The sequence below is a fragment of the Geodermatophilus pulveris genome (assembly GCF_900188375.1).
GTDB lineage: Bacteria > Actinomycetota > Actinomycetes > Mycobacteriales > Geodermatophilaceae > Geodermatophilus > Geodermatophilus pulveris.
The window spans coordinates 190,758-207,437 of record NZ_FZOO01000001.1; the positions used below are offsets into that span (position 1 = coordinate 190,758).

The 16,680-nt window shown below is 77.1% G+C and carries 17 protein-coding genes; 13 read left to right on the top strand and 4 right to left on the bottom strand.

Going from position 1 to position 16,680, the window contains the following annotated elements; genetic code table 11:
- Positions 1 to 9 precede the first annotated feature (9 nt).
- A complete protein-coding gene (glmM, locus tag CHB98_RS01055) occupies positions 10 to 1,353 on the top strand; it encodes a phosphoglucosamine mutase (protein WP_089303753.1) in 1,344 nt (447 codons plus the stop codon).
- Here glmM and CHB98_RS01060 read toward each other — a convergent pair.
- Positions 1,350 to 2,387 carry a Rossmann-fold NAD(P)-binding domain-containing protein gene (locus tag CHB98_RS01060; RefSeq protein ID WP_089303754.1) on the bottom strand — a complete coding sequence of 346 codons (1,038 nt, stop codon included), beginning with the start codon at positions 2,385 to 2,387 and terminating at the stop codon, positions 1,350 to 1,352. The genes glmM and CHB98_RS01060 overlap by 4 nt on opposite strands.
- Before the next feature lie 153 nt (positions 2,388 to 2,540).
- Here CHB98_RS01060 and glmS point away from each other — a divergent pair, with 153 nt between their 5' ends.
- The 7 genes from glmS to tsaE all read left to right on the top strand — a co-directional run bounded on the left by glmS (position 2,541) and on the right by tsaE (position 9,735).
- On the top strand, positions 2,541 to 4,418 hold the full coding sequence (glmS, locus tag CHB98_RS01065; protein ID WP_089303755.1) for a glutamine--fructose-6-phosphate transaminase (isomerizing): 1,878 nt from the start codon (positions 2,541 to 2,543) through the stop codon (positions 4,416 to 4,418).
- Between the two features lie 81 nt (positions 4,419 to 4,499).
- Positions 4,500 to 4,904 carry a holo-ACP synthase gene (locus tag CHB98_RS01070; protein ID WP_089303756.1) on the top strand — a complete coding sequence of 135 codons (405 nt, stop codon included), beginning with the start codon at positions 4,500 to 4,502 and terminating at the stop codon, positions 4,902 to 4,904.
- A complete protein-coding gene (locus CHB98_RS01075; RefSeq protein ID WP_089303757.1) occupies positions 4,901 to 6,358 on the top strand; it encodes an NAD(P)H-hydrate dehydratase in 1,458 nt (485 codons plus the stop codon). Before CHB98_RS01070 ends, CHB98_RS01075 begins: the two co-directional genes overlap by 4 nt.
- Positions 6,355 to 7,491, top strand: coding sequence for an alanine racemase (alr, locus tag CHB98_RS01080; RefSeq protein WP_089303758.1), 1,137 nt, complete (start codon positions 6,355 to 6,357; stop codon positions 7,489 to 7,491). Before CHB98_RS01075 ends, alr begins: the two co-directional genes overlap by 4 nt.
- Positions 7,491 to 8,669: an alpha/beta fold hydrolase gene (locus tag CHB98_RS01085; RefSeq protein ID WP_089303759.1), complete on the top strand. Its 1,179-nt coding sequence runs from the start codon at positions 7,491 to 7,493 to the stop codon at positions 8,667 to 8,669. Before alr ends, CHB98_RS01085 begins: the two co-directional genes overlap by 1 nt.
- Entirely contained in the window at positions 8,666 to 9,289 is a 624-nt protein-coding gene (locus CHB98_RS01090) for a uracil-DNA glycosylase (RefSeq protein WP_089303760.1), read from the top strand. The genes CHB98_RS01085 and CHB98_RS01090 overlap by 4 nt, the downstream gene beginning before the upstream one ends.
- The gene (tsaE, locus tag CHB98_RS01095) at positions 9,286 to 9,735 is read left to right on the top strand and encodes a tRNA (adenosine(37)-N6)-threonylcarbamoyltransferase complex ATPase subunit type 1 TsaE (RefSeq protein WP_089303761.1); all 450 of its coding nucleotides are present in this window, start codon (positions 9,286 to 9,288) and stop codon (positions 9,733 to 9,735) included. Before CHB98_RS01090 ends, tsaE begins: the two co-directional genes overlap by 4 nt.
- An 8-nt stretch (positions 9,736 to 9,743) precedes the next feature.
- Here tsaE and CHB98_RS01100 read toward each other — a convergent pair whose 3' ends face one another.
- On the bottom strand, positions 9,744 to 10,430 hold the full coding sequence (locus tag CHB98_RS01100) for an alpha/beta fold hydrolase (RefSeq protein WP_089303762.1): 687 nt from the start codon (positions 10,428 to 10,430) through the stop codon (positions 9,744 to 9,746).
- A gap of 104 nt (positions 10,431 to 10,534) precedes the next feature.
- Here CHB98_RS01100 and tsaB point away from each other — a divergent pair, with 104 nt between their 5' ends.
- From tsaB to tsaD, 3 genes are read left to right on the top strand one after another with little or no spacing between them, the layout of a single operon-like run.
- Positions 10,535 to 11,170: a tRNA (adenosine(37)-N6)-threonylcarbamoyltransferase complex dimerization subunit type 1 TsaB gene (gene tsaB / locus CHB98_RS01105; protein WP_089303763.1), complete on the top strand. Its 636-nt coding sequence runs from the start codon at positions 10,535 to 10,537 to the stop codon at positions 11,168 to 11,170.
- Positions 11,167 to 11,634, top strand: a complete 468-nt coding sequence (rimI, locus tag CHB98_RS01110) for a ribosomal protein S18-alanine N-acetyltransferase (RefSeq protein ID WP_245820841.1) — start codon at positions 11,167 to 11,169, stop codon at positions 11,632 to 11,634. The genes tsaB and rimI overlap by 4 nt, the downstream gene beginning before the upstream one ends.
- Positions 11,627 to 12,679 (top strand): tRNA (adenosine(37)-N6)-threonylcarbamoyltransferase complex transferase subunit TsaD, encoded by a 1,053-nt coding sequence (gene tsaD / locus CHB98_RS01115; RefSeq protein ID WP_245820842.1) that lies wholly within the window; start codon positions 11,627 to 11,629, stop codon positions 12,677 to 12,679. Before rimI ends, tsaD begins: the two co-directional genes overlap by 8 nt.
- Here the strand turns inward: tsaD and CHB98_RS01120 are convergent.
- On the bottom strand, positions 12,672 to 13,895 hold the full coding sequence (locus CHB98_RS01120; RefSeq protein ID WP_089304185.1) for a class I SAM-dependent methyltransferase: 1,224 nt from the start codon (positions 13,893 to 13,895) through the stop codon (positions 12,672 to 12,674). The two genes, tsaD and CHB98_RS01120, sit on opposite strands and share 8 nt — an antisense overlap.
- Before the next feature lie 190 nt (positions 13,896 to 14,085).
- Between CHB98_RS01120 and groES the strand changes: the two genes are divergently transcribed.
- Complete coding sequence (groES, locus tag CHB98_RS01125; protein WP_089303764.1) at positions 14,086 to 14,394, top strand: co-chaperone GroES; 309 nt, start codon at positions 14,086 to 14,088, stop codon at positions 14,392 to 14,394.
- A gap of 147 nt (positions 14,395 to 14,541) precedes the next feature.
- Positions 14,542 to 16,179: a chaperonin GroEL gene (gene groL, locus CHB98_RS01130; protein WP_089303765.1), complete on the top strand. Its 1,638-nt coding sequence runs from the start codon at positions 14,542 to 14,544 to the stop codon at positions 16,177 to 16,179.
- A gap of 189 nt (positions 16,180 to 16,368) precedes the next feature.
- Here the strand turns inward: groL and CHB98_RS01135 are convergent, their stop codons facing one another.
- Entirely contained in the window at positions 16,369 to 16,668 is a 300-nt protein-coding gene (locus CHB98_RS01135; RefSeq protein ID WP_089303766.1) for a WhiB family transcriptional regulator, read from the bottom strand.
- Positions 16,669 to 16,680 lie beyond the last annotated feature (12 nt).

Here is a 16,680-nt window from a genome sequence, read left to right on the forward strand (position 1 = left end):
GGTACGCCCGTGGGTCGCCTCTTCGGGACCGACGGCGTCCGGGGTCGGGCCAACGCCGACCTCACGCCGGAGCTGGCCCTCTCGGTGGCACGTGCTGCCGCCGGCGTGCTCGCCGACCGCGACGGGACCCAGCGTCCCGTCGCGGTCGTCGGCCGTGACCCCCGCGCCAGCGGCGAGATGCTCGAGGCCGCCGTCGTGGCGGGCCTCGCCAGCGCCGGCGCGCAGGTGCTGCGGGCCGGGGTGCTGCCCACCCCGGCGATCGCGCAGCTCACCGCGCACACCGGCGCCGACCTCGGCGTGATGATCTCCGCCAGCCACAACCCGATGCCGGACAACGGCATCAAGCTGTTCAGCCGCGGCGGGCACAAGCTGCCCGACGCGGTCGAGGCCGCCATCGAGCAGGCCGTGACCGCCGGCCAGACCGACGGCCCCCGGCCCACCGGCGCAGGGGTGGGCCGGGTCTCCGACCTCACCGACGCCGGCCCGGTCTACGTCGAGCACCTGCTGTCGACGGTCGGCCGGCCGCTGTCCGGCCTCACCCTCGTCGTGGACTGCGCGCACGGCTCGGCTGCCGTGTGCGCCCCGGAGGTCTACCGGCGGGCCGGTGCCACCGTGCACGTGATCGGCGGCGACCCCGACGGCTGGAACATCAACGACGGCATCGGCTCCACGCACCTCGGCCCGCTCACCGAGGCCGTCCGCGCGCACGGCGCCGACCTGGGCATCGCCCACGACGGGGACGCCGACCGCTGCCTGGCGGTCACCGCGGCCGGCGACGTCATCGACGGCGACGCGATCCTCGCCGTCTGTGCGCTCGGCCTGCACGAGCACGGCCGGCTCGCCGGTGACACCGTCGTCGCGACGGTGATGAGCAACCTGGGCTTCCACCACACGATGCGTGCCGCCGGGATCGCGGTGCACACCACCGCGGTCGGGGACCGGTACGTGCTGGAGGCGCTGCGGGCGCACGGGCTGAGCCTGGGCGGCGAGCAGAGCGGGCACCTGGTGTTCCTCGACCACGCCACCACGGGCGACGGGCTGCTCACCGGGCTGGCGCTGCTGTCCCGGATGGCCGAGACCGGGGTGTCCCTGGCCGAGCTGGCCTCGGTGGTGCACCGGCTGCCGCAGACGCTGGTCAACGTGCCGGTGCGCGACCGGATGGCGGTGTCGGCGAGCGACGAGGTCGCGGCGGCGGTCAACCGGTGCGAGGCCGAGCTCGGGGCCGACGGCCGGGTGCTGCTGCGCCCCTCGGGCACCGAGCAGCTGGTGCGGGTGATGGTCGAGGCGCCCACCCAGGAGCACGCCGACGCGATCGCCCAGCGCCTGGCCGCGGTCGTCGCCGCCGTCGACTAGCGCTCTCGGCGACCTCCGGCCACCCGCGCCCACTCGGCCAGGAGTGCCTGTTCCCGCCGGGCCGCCTCGGGGGTGTCCAGCCCCTCGCCGGCCGCATCCGCCCGCGCCCAGCGGAGCGTGTCGCGGGCGGTGTCCTCGGCCGGGCGGAAGACCAGGCCGGCGGCGAGCGCGGCGGAGGAGTCGACCGCCGACTGGGGGATCTGGTCCTCGGGGTACCACAGCGGCCGCGACTCCTCCTCGACGTCGGCCAGCCGGGCGCGCAGCAGGTCCTCGCCCACCCAGGTGAACCCGACGTCGCCGGGCGCCCCGCCGGCCGCGCGCAGGCACGCGGCCAGCACCTCCCGCAGCGGCTCCGCCCGGCCCGGGCCGACGGTGTTGAGGACCCCGCCCCGCCCGGCGGCCAGCGCGGCCACGATCCAGCCGGCGACGTCCCGGGCGTCGCTGTACTGCACCGGGCGGTCGGGGTCCCCGGGCGCCAGCACGGTGCGCGGGCGCTCCCCGGTGAGCGCCCGGGACAGCCGCAGCGGCCAGTAGGTGAAGCGGTGCGACGGGTCGCGCGGGCCGACCATGATGCCCACCCGGGGGAACAGCGCGGGACCGTCGAAGCCCTCGCGCACCGCCCGCTCGGCGGCCAGCTTGGCCAGCGACCGCTCCTGCAGCGGGTCGTCGTCCGGCTGGACCCCGGCCGCCCGGACCGGCGCGCGCTCGTCGGGCACGTCGGGACCCTCCGGGGCGTAGACGCTCATCCCGGACACGTAGCCGTACACGCCGACCGACCCGGACAGGAGCTCCGCCGTCGCGCGCACCGCGGGGGCGCCGGGCCCGGTGTCGGTGAAGGTGTCGAGGACGGCGTCCCACTCCCGGCCGCGCAGCACGCCGAGGTCGCCGGTGCGGTCCCCGCGCAGCACCTCGACGCCGTCGTGGGGGGTGCGCCCGGACCGGCTGAGGACGCTCACCTCCGCGCCGGCGGCCAGCGCCGCGGCCACCGCGTGGAAGCCGAGGAACCCGCCGCCACCCAGCACCAGCAGCCGCACCGGACCCCCTCCCCGCCGTCCCGGCGGACGCTACCCGCGCCCGACCGGCACGGGCGGTGCCGGTGTGACCGGAGTGGTGCGCCCGGGCGGGTGGCTCATCCGTTGTGGCGAGGCGGGACGGAGGGGTCCGGTCCCGCCGGTAACCTCGGGCGAATGTGCGGCATCGTGGGATACGTCGGTCCACAGAACGCCCTGGACGTCGTCCTGGAGGGCCTGCGCCGGCTGGAGTACCGGGGCTATGACTCCGCGGGGGTGGCCGTCCTCGCCGGCGGCGGGCAGGCCACGGCGAAGAAGGCCGGGAAGCTCGCCAACCTGGAGAAGGACCTGGCGGACTCCCCGCTGCCGGAGTCGACGATCGGCATCGGGCACACCCGGTGGGCCACCCACGGCGGGCCGACCGACCGCAACGCGCACCCGCACGTGTCCGCCGACGGCCGGGTCGCGGTGATCCACAACGGGATCATCGAGAACTTCGCCGCCCTGCGCGCCGAGTGCGAGGCCGCCGGCGTGGAGTTCACCTCCGAGACCGACACCGAGGTCGCCGCCCACCTGCTCGCGCGGGTCTACGACGAGACGCCGCCGGGGCCCGGACGACTGGCCGAGGCGATGCGCACGGTGAGCCGCCGGCTGGAGGGCGCCTTCACCCTGGTCGCCTCGCACGCCGACGAGCCGGACACCCTGGTCGCCTCCCGGCGCAACAGCCCGCTGGTCGTGGGCGTCGGTGAGGCGGCGGACGGCACCCCCGAGTACTTCCTCGGCTCCGACGTCGCCGCGTTCATCGCGCACACCCGGGAGGCCCGCGAGCTCGGCCAGGACCAGGTCGTCGAGATCGACCGGCACCGCGGGCTGACCGTCACCGACTTCGCGGGCACCGCCGTCGAGCCGCACGCCTACACCGTCGACTGGGACGCCGAGGCCGCCGAGAAGGGCGGCTACGACTGGTTCATGCTCAAGGAGATCGCGGAGCAGCCGCGGGCGGTCGCCGACACCCTGCTCGGCCGCATCGGCCAGGGCGGCGAGCTGGTCCTCGACGAGGTGCGGCTGTCCGACCAGGACCTGCGCGACATCGACAAGGTGTTCGTCGTCGCCTGCGGCACCGCCTACCACGCCGGGCTGATCGCCAAGTACGCCATCGAGCACTGGACGCGCATCCCCGTCGAGGTCGAGGTCGCCAGCGAGTTCCGCTACCGCGACCCGGTGCTGGACCGCTCCACGCTGGTCGTCGTCATCAGCCAGTCCGGCGAGACGATGGACACCCTCATGGCGCTGCGGCACGCCAAGGAGCAGAAGGCCCGCGTGCTGGCGATCTGCAACGCCAACGGCTCGACAATCCCGCGGGAGTCCGACGCCGTCCTGTACACCCACGCCGGGCCGGAGGTCGCCGTCGCCTCGACCAAGGGCTTCCTCACCCAGCTGATCGCCTGCTACCTGGTCGGGCTGTTCCTCGCCCAGGTGCGCGGCATCAAGTACGCCGACGAGGTGGCCACGATCGTCGACGACCTGCGCCGGCTGCCCGAGGCGGTCGCCGAGGTGCTCACCCGGATGGAGCCGGTCCGCGAGCTCGGCCGCTCCCTGGCCGGCGCCGGCACCATCCTGTTCCTCGGCCGGCACGTCGCCTTCCCGGTGGCCCTCGAGGGCGCGCTGAAGCTCAAGGAGCTCGCTTACATCCACGCCGAGGGCTTCGCCGCGGGCGAGCTCAAGCACGGGCCGATCGCGCTGATCGACCAGGGCACGCCGGTCGTCGTCGTCGTCCCGTCCCCGCGGGCGCGGGAGTCGGTGCACGGCAAGGTGGTCTCCAACATCCAGGAGGTCCGGGCCCGCGGGGCGCGCACCATCGTGATCGCCGAGGAGGGCGACGAGGACGTCGTCCCCTACGCCGACCACGTGATCCGGGTGCCCCGCACGCCCACGCTCATGGCGCCGGTGGTCACCACCGTGCCGCTGCAGGTGCTGGCCTGCGAGATCGCCGACACCCGCGGCTACGACGTCGACCAGCCGCGCAACCTGGCCAAGAGCGTCACCGTCGAATAGCAGGAGGACCCCTCCGCCCGGCCACGACTCGCTCCGCTCGCGGCGGGGCCCTGCGGAGGGGCCGTTCCCTACACTCGCCAGGTGATCATCGGGGTCGGGATCGACGTGGTGCCGGTGGACCGGTTCGCCGAGTCCCTGACCCGCACACCGGGCCTGCGCGACCGGCTGTTCACCGCCGCCGAGCAGCGCACGCCGCGGGGCGCGCCGCGCAGCGGGGAGTCGCTGGCCGCCCGCTTCGCCGCCAAGGAGGCCGTCGCCAAGGCGCTCGGCGCCCCCGGCGACCTGCACTGGCACGACGCGGAGGTCTGCGTCGGCGACCACGGCCGGCCGCACCTGGAGGTCCGCGGCACCGTGGCCGGGCGGGCGGCGCACCTCGGGGTCACCTCCTGGCACCTCTCGCTGAGCCACGACGGCGGCATCGCCTCGGCCGTGGTGGTCGCCGAGGGCCCGGGGCAGGCGCCGGTGAGCGGCGGGGAGGCGGGGTGAGGGGTCTCTACACCGCCGGGCAGGTGCGGGCCGCCGAGGAGCCGCTGCTCGCCGCCACCCCCGAGGGCACGCTCATGCAGCGCGCCGCCACCGGCCTGGCCACGGTCTGCCTGCGGCTGCTCGGCCGCGCGCACGGCACGCGGGTCACCGCCCTGGTCGGCGCCGGCAACAACGGCGGCGACGCGCTGTTCGCCGGCGCGCACCTGGCCCGCCGCGGCGCCCGGGTGACCGCCGTCCTGCTCGACCCGGAGCGGGTGCACCCCGCCGGGCTGGCCGCGCTGCGGGCCGCCGGCGGGCGGGTCACCGGCCCCGGCGGCCCCACCGGCCTGGAGCGCGCCGACCTCGTCCTCGACGGGATCGTCGGCATCGGCGGCCGCGGGGGCCTGCGGGCACCGGCCGCCGCCCTGGTCGAGCGGGCCGCCACCGGGCCCGGGCTGATGGTCGCCGTCGACGTCCCCAGCGGGGTGGACGCGACCACCGGGGCGGTCCCCGGGGCGGCGTTCCCCGCCCAGCACACGGTCACCTTCGGCGCGGTCACGACCGGCCTGGTCGTCGGCGCGGGCCGGGGGTGTGCCGGCGAGGTGCACCTGGTCGACATCGGGCTGGACCTGCCGGCCCCGGACGCCTGGCAGCTGACCGACGCCGACGTCGCCGCCCGCATCCGGCTGCCGCACACCGGTGACGACAAGTACACGCAGGGCGTGGTCGGCGTCGTCGCCGGCTCGGCCACCTACCCCGGCGCCGCCGTCCTGTGCACCGGCGCGGCGCTGCGCACCCGGCCGGGCCTGGTCCGCTACGCCGGGACGGCGGCCACCGGCGTGCGGGCCGCCTGGCCCGAGGTGATCGTCACCGAGGGCCGGCCGGCCGACGCCGGGCGGGTCCAGGCCTGGGCCGTCGGACCCGGCATCGGCACGGACGACGACGCCCGCGCCGTGCTGGCCGAGGTGCTCGCCACCGACCTGCCGGTGCTGCTGGACGCCGACGCGCTGACCCTGGCCGCGCGGGAGCCGGAGCTGGTCCGCGGCCGGTCGGCGCCCACCGTCCTCACCCCGCACGACCGGGAGTACGCCCGCTTCGGCGAGGAGGTCGGCGACGACCGGGTCGGCGCGGCCCGCCGGCTGGCCGCCGACCTGGGGGCCGTCGTGCTGCTCAAGGGCGACGCGACCGTCGTCGCCGCGCCCGGGGGCACCGCCCACGTCAACGGCACCGGCACCCCGTGGATGGCCACCGCCGGCACCGGCGACGTGCTGTCCGGCATCCTCGGCGCGCTGCTGGCCACCGGGCTGCCCGCCGACGAGGCGGCCGCGGTCGCCGCCCACGTGCACGGCCGGGCCGGGCAGCTGGCCGCCGAGGAGGGGCCGCTGGTGGCCGGCGACCTGATGCGGCGGCTGCCGGCCGCCCTGCACCGGCTGCGTCGGGCGCCGGCCGGGCGGCTGGGAGACTCGGGGGCGTGACGAACGGACCCCGCGCGGAGGTGGTCGTCGACCTCGACGCCATCGCCGCCAACACCGCCGCCCTGCGCACGCGCGTCGGCCGACCGCTCATGGCGGTGGTGAAGGCCGACGGGTACGGCCACGGCCTGGTCCCCGCCGCGCGCGCCGCGCTGGCCGGGGGGGCCGACGCGCTCGGGGTGGCGGTGCTGGAGGAGGCCCTGGCACTGCGCGCGGCCGGCGTCACCGCCCCGGTGCTGGCCTGGCTGCACGCCCCCGGCACCGACTACGCCGCCGCGCTGGCCGCGGACGTCGAGGTGTCGGTCAACGCCGGCTGGGCGCTGGCCGAGGTCGTCGAGGCCGCCCGCGCGACCGGCCGCACCGCGCGCGTGCACCTGTGCGCCGACTCCGGCCTGTCCCGCGAGGGCGCCCCAGCGGCGGACTGGCCGGACCTGGTCGCCGCCGCGGCGCGGGCACAGGCCGACGGCGGGGTGGACGTCGTGGGGCTGTGGAGCCACCTGGCCTACGCCGACGCCCCGACCCACCCGACGATCGGCGCGCAGGTGCGGGCCTTCGAGGAGGCCGTGGCGCTCGCGCGGGCGGCCGGGCTGACCGGGGCGCGCCGGCACCTGGCCAACTCCGCGGCGACCATCGCGCTGCCGGACACCTGGTACGACGTGGTCCGCCCGGGGATCGCCGTCTACGGGCTGGACCCCCTCGGCGGGGACCCCGCCGACCACGGGCTGCGCCCGGCGATGACCGTGCGGGCCACCGCCGCGCTGACCAAGCGGGTGCCCGCGGGAGCCGGCGTCTCCTACGGCCACACCTACAGCCCGCGCACCGGGACCACGCTGCTCCTCGTGCCGGTCGGCTACGCCGACGGCGTGCCGCGCGCCGCCGGGAACCGGGCCCCGGTGCTGGCCGCCGGGGCGCGGCGCACCATCGCCGGGCGGGTGTGCATGGACCAGTTCGTGCTCGACGTCGGGGACGCCGACGTGCGCGCCGGCGACGAGGTCGTGCTCTGGGGGCCCGGTGACCGCGGCGAGCCGACCGCGCAGGACTGGGCCGACGCGGTCGACACCATCCACTACGAGCTGGTCACCCGCGTCGGAGGCCGGTTCGCCCGCCGGTACGTCGGTTCGGCGGGGGCCGTCTGATGGCCGCCCCCAAGCGCCTGCCGCACCACCGCGCGGGTGTCCTCGGCGCCGCCCTCGGCCTGGCCGCCGCCGGCACCGCCGTCGGCATCGCGGTCAGCCGGGCCGCGGCGCGCCGGGTGGGCGCCGAGCGGGTGGGCTCCGCGGCCGGGCTGCCGCCGGGGGCCTCGGACGCCGAGCTGCGCGAGGACGACCCGCTCGGCCCGCGGTCGCGGCGGGCCGACCGGACGGCGCTGGTCGCCGCGGACGACGGCGTGCTGCTGGCCGTCGAGGAGGTCGGCCCGCCCGACGCCCCGCTGACCGTCGTCTTCTGCCACGGCTACTCGCTGTCGATGGCCTCCTGGACCTTCCAGCGGCGCGCGCTGGGCGCCGCCCTGGCCACCGCCAACGGCGCCCGCCCGACGGCGCGGCTGGTGTTCTACGACCAGCGCGGCCACGGCGGCTCCGGCCGCGGCCCGGCCGAGCACTCCACGATGCGCCAGCTGGGCCGCGACCTGGACGCGGTGCTGCGGGCCCGGGCGCCGTCCGGGCCGGTGGTGCTGGTCGGGCACTCCATGGGCGGCATGACGGTCATGGCGCTGGCCGCGCAGCGCCCGGAGCTGTTCGGCGCCCGGATCGTGGGAGCGGCGCTGCTGAGCACCTCGAGCGGCAACCTCGCCGACATCGACCTCGGCCTGCCGCAGGTGCTCACCCGGCTGCGGGGGGCGGTGGTGCCGATCGCGGCGTTCGCCATGCGCCGCCGTCCGGGCCTGGCCGAGCGCACCCGCCGGCTGGCCGCCGACCTCGTCTCGCAGGTCACCTGGTCGCTGTCGTTCGCCTCCCGGGACGTGGACCCGGCGCTCGGCCGCTACGTCGACTCGATGATCGCCGGCACGCCGGTCGACGTGATCGCGGAGTTCTACCCGGCGCTCGCCGGCCTGGACGAGAGCGCGTCCCTGGAGCCGCTGGGCCGGGTGCCGGTGCTGGTCCTCACCGGGGACGCCGACACGCTGATCCCCCCGGGGCACAGCGAGGCGATCGTCGAGCTGCTCGGCGGGGCCGAGCGGCCGGGGGTCGAGCACGTCGTGGTCCCCGGGGCCGGGCACATGGTGCTGCTGGAGAAGCACGACGAGGTGACGGCCGCGCTGTCGGCGCTGCTGCGCCGGGTGGTCGCCGACCTGCCCACCGCGGTGGAGCCGTGACCCGGCCGCCCCGGCCGGACGCCGCCGCCGACGGGGTCGCCGGCGTCGCGGCCGCCGCGCCGGACTGGGACGCCCTGGCCGCGGCCGCCCGCCCGTGCGTGGCCTGCCCCGAGCTGGCCGCCACCCGGCAGCAGGTGGTGGTGGGCGAGGCCCCGGCCGGCCACCGCCCCCGGTTCGCCCTCGTCGGCGAGGCGCCCGGGGCGACCGAGGACCAGACCGGCCGGCCGTTCGTGGGGAGGTCCGGCCAGCTGCTCGACCAGCTGCTCGCCGAGGCCGGGCTCGACCGGGCGCAGGCCGCCGTCCTCAACGTGGTCAAGTGCCGGCCCCCGGGCAACCGGACGCCGAGGGCCCCGGAGGTGGCCCGCTGCAGCGGCTGGCTGCGCCGCCAGCTGGAGCTGCTGGACCCGCCGGTCGTGGTCGCCCTCGGGCTGTCCGCGGCGAAGTGGTTCCTCGGCCCGCGCACGGTGCTGGCGACCGCCCGCGGCCGGGCGCACGACGTCGACGGCCGCGCCGTGTGGGCCACCTACCACCCGTCGGCGGCGATCCGGTTCGGCCCGGCCGGGGCCCCGCGCGCCGGGCTGCTGGCCGATCTCACCGCGGTCGCGGCCGCCCTCCCGTGAGGCGGGAGCACCTGCTGCCCACCCCGGCCGACACCCGGGCGCTGGGCGCCGTGCTGGCCGGGCTGGTGCGCGCCGGCGACCTCGTCGTGCTGGTCGGCCCGCTGGGCGCCGGCAAGACCGCGCTGACCCAGGGCCTCGGGGAGGCGCTGGGGGTGCGCGAGCCGGTCACCTCGCCGACGTTCGTCATCGCCCGCGTGCACCGCGGCGGCCGGGTGCCGCTGGTGCACGTCGACGCCTACCGGCTGGGCGGGGTCGCCGACGTCGACGACCTGGACCTCGACGTGACGGTCGCCGACTCCGTCACCGTCGTCGAGTGGGGCCAGGGGCTGGTGGAGCAGCTGGCCGACGAGCACCTGGAGGTGCGGCTGGACCGGCGCGAGGACGACGTCCGCACCGCGGTGCTGGTGCCGCACGGCGCCGGCTGGGCGTCCCGGCTGGACGGGTGAGCGGCCGCTCAGCCGGCCCGGTCGAGGACCGGCCGCAGCAGCGCGGCCAGCTCGGCCGGGTGGGACAGGAACGGCGAGTGCCCGGCCGGCAGGCGCAGCACGTCCCCGGCCCGCGAGGACATCGCCTCCTGGGCGGGCACCGGGATGGCCTGGTCCTGCTCGCAGACGACGTAGGTGCTCGGCACCGCCCGCCAGGCGGCGTCGGTGAGCGGCTGCTCCAGGGAGGCCCGCGACTGCAGGCCCAGCCGGGACACCGCGTCGCGGGTCAGCTCGGGGGAGACGCCGTTGTAGAAGACCTGTTCCGGCGTGGCGGCCCGGACCGCGGTGCCCTGGACGTCCTCCCACCACGGCGGCTCCTGCCCGCCCACGGCGCCCAGCAGCGAGTCACCGGCGTCGAGCTGGAAGGCGCAGAGGTACACCAGGTGCGCGACGCCGCTGCCGGCGGTGACCGCCTCGGTGACCACCGCCCCGCCGTAGGAGTGGCCGAGGACGACGACCGGCCCGTCGAGCCCGTCGAGCGCGGCGCGCACCGTCGCCGCGTCGGCCGCCAGGTCACCGAGGGCCGCCGGGTCGTCCCCCACGCTCGGCAGGTCGACGGTGCGCACGTCGACGTCGCCGCCGAGCGCGTCCCGGAGGGGGCCCCAGCACCAGGACCCGTGCCAGGCGCCGTGGACGAGGAGCAGGGTGGCGGTCATGCGTCTCCTCCGCTTCGAGGGGTCGGTCCGGTGAGCATGCCCGACCGGCCGCCCCGGAGACGGTCGTCGAGCCCGGCCCGCGCTGGGCACTACCCTGGTCACCCGTGCTCGTCCTCGCCCTCGACACCGCCACGCCGACCCTGGTCGCCGGCCTGGCGCGGTGGTCGCCGGGCGGCGCGGAGGTGCTCGCCGAGCGCGCGCTGCCCTCGGGCACCCGGCACGCGGAGCTGCTGACCGGCGCGGTCACCGAGGTGCTGCGGGACGCCGGGGTGGGGCTGTCCGCCGTCGCCGCCGTCGTCACCGGCCTGGGCCCCGGCCCGTTCACCGGGCTGCGGGTGGGGGTGGTCACCGCCGCGGCGCTGGCCGACGCCCGCGGGCTGCCCGCGGTCGGCGTGTGCTCCCTCGACGCGGTGGGTTCCGGCGCCCGCACGGTGGTCACCGACGCCCGCCGCAGGGAGGTCTACTGGGCCGCCTACGGCCCCGACGGCGCGCGGTCCGCCGGGCCGGGGGTGGCGCGCCCGGAGGAGCTGGCGCCGGCCGGCCCGGTGGTGGGCGACGCCCGGTTCGCCGAGCGGCTCGGCGTCGAGGTGACCCCGGCGGAGGTGACGACGGCGGGACTGCTGCGGGCCGCGGCGCCCCAGCTGGCCGACCCGTCGTCGGCCGGGCCGCTGGTGCCGCTGTACCTGCGCCGCCCGGACGCCGTCCCGCCGGCGTCCTTCAAGCCGGTGACCACCGCGTGACCGCCCGCCTGCGGCCCATGCGGCCGGCCGACCTGGACGCGGTGCTCGAGCTGGAGGACCAGCTGTTCGCCCCGGACACCTGGACCCGCGCCATGTACCGCGACGAGCTGGCCCGCACCGAGACCCGGCACTACCTGGTCGCCGTGGACACCGACGCGGGGGCCGGCGAGACCGTCGTCGGCTACGCCGGGCTGATCGCCTACGACGACGAGGCGCACGTGGCCACCATCGGCGTCGCCGCCGGCCGCCAGGGCGAGGGGATCGGCGCCACGCTGCTCGACGCGCTGCTCGCCGAGGCCGACCGGCGCAGCCCGGTGGTGCTGCTGGAGGTGCGCGCGGACAACGAGCTGGCCCAGGGGCTGTACCGGCGCCGCGGGTTCACCGAGGTCGGCCGGCGCCCGCGCTACTACCAGCCCAGCGGCGCGGACGCCGTGGTGATGCGGCGGGAGGTGCGGCGTGGCTGACCGGGTGGGTGGGGGACCACTGGTGCTGGGGTTCGAGACCTCCTGCGACGAGACCGGCGTCGGCCTCGTGCGGGGCCGCACGCTGCTGTCCGACGCGCTGGCCACCTCGGTGGCCGAGCACGAGCGCTTCGGCGGGGTGGTGCCGGAGATCGCCTCGCGGGCGCACCTGGAGGCGATGGTGCCGACCGTGCACCGCGCGCTGGCCGAGGCCGGGGTGCGCGCCGCCGACGTCGACGCGGTCGCCGTGACCGCGGGGCCCGGGCTCACCGGCGCGCTGCTGGTGGGGCTGGCCGCGGCCAAGGCCTACGCGCTCGCCCTGGACGTGCCGCTGTACGGCGTCAACCACCTGGCCGCGCACGTCGCCGTCGACGAGCTGCAGCACGGCAGGCTGGCCGAGCCGTCGATGGCGCTGCTGGTCTCCGGCGGGCACAGCTCGCTGCTGCTGGTGCCCGACCTGGCCCGCGAGGTGCGGTCGCTGGGCCGCACCATCGACGACGCGGCGGGGGAGGCCTTCGACAAGGTCGCCCGCGTGCTCGGCCTGCCCTTCCCCGGCGGCCCGCCGATCGACCGGGCGGCGCGGGAGGGCGACCCGGCGGCGATCGAGTTCCCCCGCGGGCTCACCGGGCCCCGCGACGCCCCGTACGACTTCTCCTTCTCCGGCCTGAAGACCGCCGTCGCCCGCTGGGTGGAGGCCCGGCAGCGGGCGGGGGAGCCGGTGCCGGTGGCCGACGTCGCGGCGTCCTTCCAGGAGGCGGTGGCCGACGTGCTGACCCGCAAGGCGGTGCGGGCCTGCCGCGACGCCGGCGTCGACCACCTGGTGCTGGGCGGCGGGGTGGCGGCCAACTCGCGGCTGCGCGCGCTGGCCGAGGAGCGCTGCGCCGCCGCCGGGATCGTGCTGCGGGTGCCCAGCCCGCGGCTGTGCACCGACAACGGGGCGATGGTGGCCGCGCTGGGCTCGCGGCTGGTCGAGGCGGGGGTGGCGCCGTCGGCCCCGGACGTCGGCGCCGACAGCTCCCTGCCGATCGACGTCGTCGCCCTCAGCTGACGTCGCACACCAGCGCGGTGGGGACGCCGGCCACCCGGGTGACGACGACGGTCGCCGTCCCCGCACCCGGGCCGCGCAGCTGCCGGGCGAGGGTCTCCGGCTCGATCGCCGAGCCGCGCTTCTTGACCACCACCCGGCCGACGTCGCGCGCCCGCAGCAGCGCCCTGAGCTTCTTGAGGTTGAACGGCAGCACCTCGTCGACGCGGTACGACGACACCCACGGGGGGCCGGCGACGGTGTCGGAGGTCAGGTAGGCGATCGTCGGGTCGACCAGCGTGGCGCCGAGGTCGGCGGCGACCAGCGACACCAGCCCCGAGCGGATGACCGCCGGGTCCGGCTCGTGCAGCCAGCCGCGCACCGGTCCGGCCGGCGCGGGGCCCGGGTCGGCGCCGGCGGTCAGCTCGTGCGCGGCGCCGTCCCGGACGACGGTGGCCCGCCGCCACACCGCCGACACCCCGCGGCCCCAGAGCAGCGCCTCGACGATCGACCCGCCGGTGGACACCCACTCCGCCTCGACCCCGGCCGGCACCCGGGCGTGGTCCAGCCCCGGGGCCACCTTGACCACCGCGCGCGGCACCCGGTCCAGCAGCGCGGCCACCGTCGGCCAGGGCGGCGACCAGCGGTCGGGGTCCAGTCGGCGCCGCCCGCCGGCCCGGCGCGCGGGATCGAGGACGGCGGCGGCGCAGCCGGCCACCTCCCCGCCGCGGGCGGCGTCCACCAGGTCCACGACGTCGCCGGCGACCACCCACACGTCGTCGTCCACGCCGAGCGCCGCGGCGTTGGCGGCGGTCAGCTCCCGGGCCAGCGGGTCGCGGTCGACGGCCAGCACCCGCGCCCCGGCCCGGGCCAGCGCGACGGTGTCGGTGCCGGCCGCGCAGCCGAGGTCGGCGGCGGAGTCGGTGCCGTCGGCGAGCAGCCGGGCGGCCCGGCGGGCGGCCAGCGCGGGACGGCCGGCCTGCTCGAGGGTGTCGGCGGTGAGGAACAGGACGTCGGCGTCGGCACCGAACACCGGCCGGGCGCGGTCCCGCAGCCGGGCCAGCTCCCAGGCCGCGCCGGCCCGCCCGGCTCCGACCTCGGCGCGCAGCCGGGTGAGCCCGGTCAGCAGGTCGGTGCCCTCGGCCAGCAGCGCGGCCGCCCGGGCGAGGGCCGCCGTCCCCTCCGGGGTCCGCAGCCAGCGGACCTGGGCGATCGCGTCGGGGGGGACCTCACCGGGCACCCCGACAGCGTGGCGCACCGGCGGGGCCACGGGCTCGCGACCCCGGTTGAGTGGCTGGCACTCTCGTAGGTAGAGTGCCAACCGACACGGGCACCAGGCGTCTGACCCCCGCGACGGCAGACCCCCGGCACCGTGCCACAGCAGCAGCTCGACCCACCAGCCGTCCGACACCGAAGGGGGCGTCACCGACGTGACGACCGCTACCAAGGTCAACATCAAGCCGCTGGAGGACCGTGTCGTGGTCCAGGCCAACGAGGCCGAGACCACCACCGCCTCCGGCCTGGTCATCCCGGACACCGCCAAGGAGAAGCCGCAGGAGGGCACGGTCGTGGCCGTGGGCCCCGGTCGCGTCGACGACAACGGCAACCGCGTCCCGCTCGACGTCTCCGTCGGCGACGTGGTCATCTACTCCAAGTACGGCGGCACCGAGGTCAAGTACGCCGGCGAGGAGTACCTCGTGCTCTCCGCCCGCGACCTGCTCGCCGTCGTGGAGAAGTAGCAGGACCTCGTCCTCCTCATCCCTCGCACGCCCGGGACGAGCCTCGGGACGAGGCCGTTCCCGCACGTCACCAGACCGCCCCGGCGACCCGAACTGACCGGGTCCCGGGGCGGTCGTCGTCCGTGCCACACCTGATCGGAAGGGCCCATGGCCAAGATCATCAAGTTCAACGAGGACGCCCGCCGCTCGCTCGAGCGCGGCGTGGACAAGCTGGCCGACGCGGTCAAGGTGACCCTCGGCCCGCGCGGGCGCAACGTCGTCCTCGACAAGAAGTTCGGCGCCCCGACCATCACCAACGACGGCGTCACCATCGCCCGTGAGGTCGAGCTCGAGGACCCCTACGAGGACCTCGGCGCCCAGCTGGCCAAGAACGTGGCCACCAAGACCAACGACGTCGCCGGCGACGGCACCACCACCGCCACCGTGCTGGCCCAGGCCCTGGTGCACGAGGGCATGCGCAACGTCGCCGCGGGCGCCAGCCCGACCGCGCTGGGCGCCGGCATGCGCGCGGCCGCCGACGCGGTGTCGAAGGCCCTCGACGAGGTCGCCATCCCGGTCGCCGACGAGGCCGCCATCGCCGGCGTCGCGACCGTCTCCGCGCAGGACGCCGAGGTCGGCCGGCTGATCGGCCAGGCCATGGAGAAGGTCGGCAAGGACGGCGTCATCACCGTCGAGGAGGCCACCACCCTCTCCACCGACCTCGACGTGACCGAGGGCGTGCAGTTCGACAAGGGCTACCTGTCGCCGTACTTCGTCACCGACCCCGAGGCGATGGAGGCCGTCCTCGAGGACGCGCTCGTGCTGCTGGTGCAGGGCAAGGTCGGCGCGCTGGCCGACCTGCTCCCGCTGCTGGAGAAGGTGCTGTCCACCGGCGGCCGCCCGCTGCTGCTCGTGGCCGAGGACGTCGAGGGCGAGGCGCTGTCCACGCTCGTCGTCAACTCCATCCGCAAGACCATCAAGGTCGTCGCGGTCAAGTCGCCCTACTTCGGCGACCGCCGCAAGGCCTTCATGACCGACCTCGCCGTCGTCACCGGCGGTCAGGTGGTCAGCGAGGACGTCGGCCTCAAGCTCGACCAGGTCGGCCTGGAGGTGCTCGGCACCGCCCGCCGGGTCACCGTCACCAAGGACGACACCACGATCGTCGACGGCGGCGGCACCCGGGAGGCCATCGGCGACCGGGTCGCGCAGATCCGCCGCGAGATCGAGGCGACGGACTCCGACTGGGACCGCGAGAAGCTGCAGGAGCGGCTGGCCAAGCTCGCCGGCGGCATCGGCGTCATCCGCGTCGGCGCGGCCACCGAGGTCGAGATGAAGGAGAAGAAGCACCGCATCGAGGACGCCATCGCCGCCACCCGGGCCGCGGTGGAGGAGGGCGTCGTCCCCGGTGGCGGGTCGGCGCTGGTGCACGCGGCCGCGGCCGTGGACGCCCTCGACCTCTCCGGCGACGAGCTGACCGGTGCCCGCGTGGTCCGCAGCGCGCTGGACGCCCCGCTGGTGCGCATCGCGGAGAACGCCGGCTTCGAGGGGCGGGTCGTCGTGGCCCGCGTCCGCGAGGCCGGTGCCGGTCAGGGCTTCAACGCCGCCACCGGCGAGTACGGCGACCTGGCCGCCCAGGGCGTCATCGACCCGGTCAAGGTCACCAAGGCCGCGCTGGGCAACGCCGTGTCGATCGCCGCGATGGTGCTCACCACCGACTCCGCGGTCGTCGAGGCGCCGCAGGAGGAGCCGGCCGGGGCCGGGCACCACACCCACGGCCACTCCCACGGCCACGGCCACAGCCACTGAGGGGGCCGAGCACCGATGACCAGCTGAGCTGGTCGTCGCGGGTCCTGGCTCACCGCCGGTGGTGAGCCAGGACCCTGCGCGGTGAGCCCGGACGGCGTCCGGCACGACAGACGACGAGAGGGCCCGGTCCGAACGGACCGAGCCCTCTCGTCGTCTGTCGTGCGGCCTCCCTGCAGGGGTGGCCCCGGATCACACCCCGGCGGCGACCGCCGCGGGCTCCGCGGCGATCAGCCGGGCCCGCTCCTCCTCGCTCATTCCACCCCAGACCCCGTAGGGCTCCCGCACCGACAGCGCGTGCTTCAGGCAGGACTCGAGGACCGGGCACCGCCCGCAGACCGCCTTGGCGGCCGCCTGGCGGCGGGCCCGAGCCGGGCCGCGCTCGCCGTCCGGGTGGAAGAAGAGAGCCGTGCTCTCCCCGCGGCACGCGCCGTGCAGCTGCCAGTCCCACACCTCGGCAACGGGGGTGGGCAGGCGGCGGATGTCGGCCATTCGTCCTCCTCG

What these genes read in the sequence shown, in the direction of transcription:
- glmS (WP_089303755.1), top strand. Translation starts at nt 2,541, where the DNA reads ATGTGCGGCATCGTGGGATACGTCGGTCCACAGAACGCCCTGGACGTC.
- CHB98_RS01085 (WP_089303759.1), top strand. Translation starts at nt 7,491, where the DNA reads ATGGCCGCCCCCAAGCGCCTGCCGCACCACCGCGCGGGTGTCCTCGGC.
- CHB98_RS01100 (WP_089303762.1), bottom strand. Translation starts at nt 10,430, where the DNA reads ATGACCGCCACCCTGCTCCTCGTCCACGGCGCCTGGCACGGGTCCTGG.
- groL (WP_089303765.1), top strand. Translation starts at nt 14,542, where the DNA reads ATGGCCAAGATCATCAAGTTCAACGAGGACGCCCGCCGCTCGCTCGAG.
- CHB98_RS01135 (WP_089303766.1), bottom strand. Translation starts at nt 16,668, where the DNA reads ATGGCCGACATCCGCCGCCTGCCCACCCCCGTTGCCGAGGTGTGGGAC.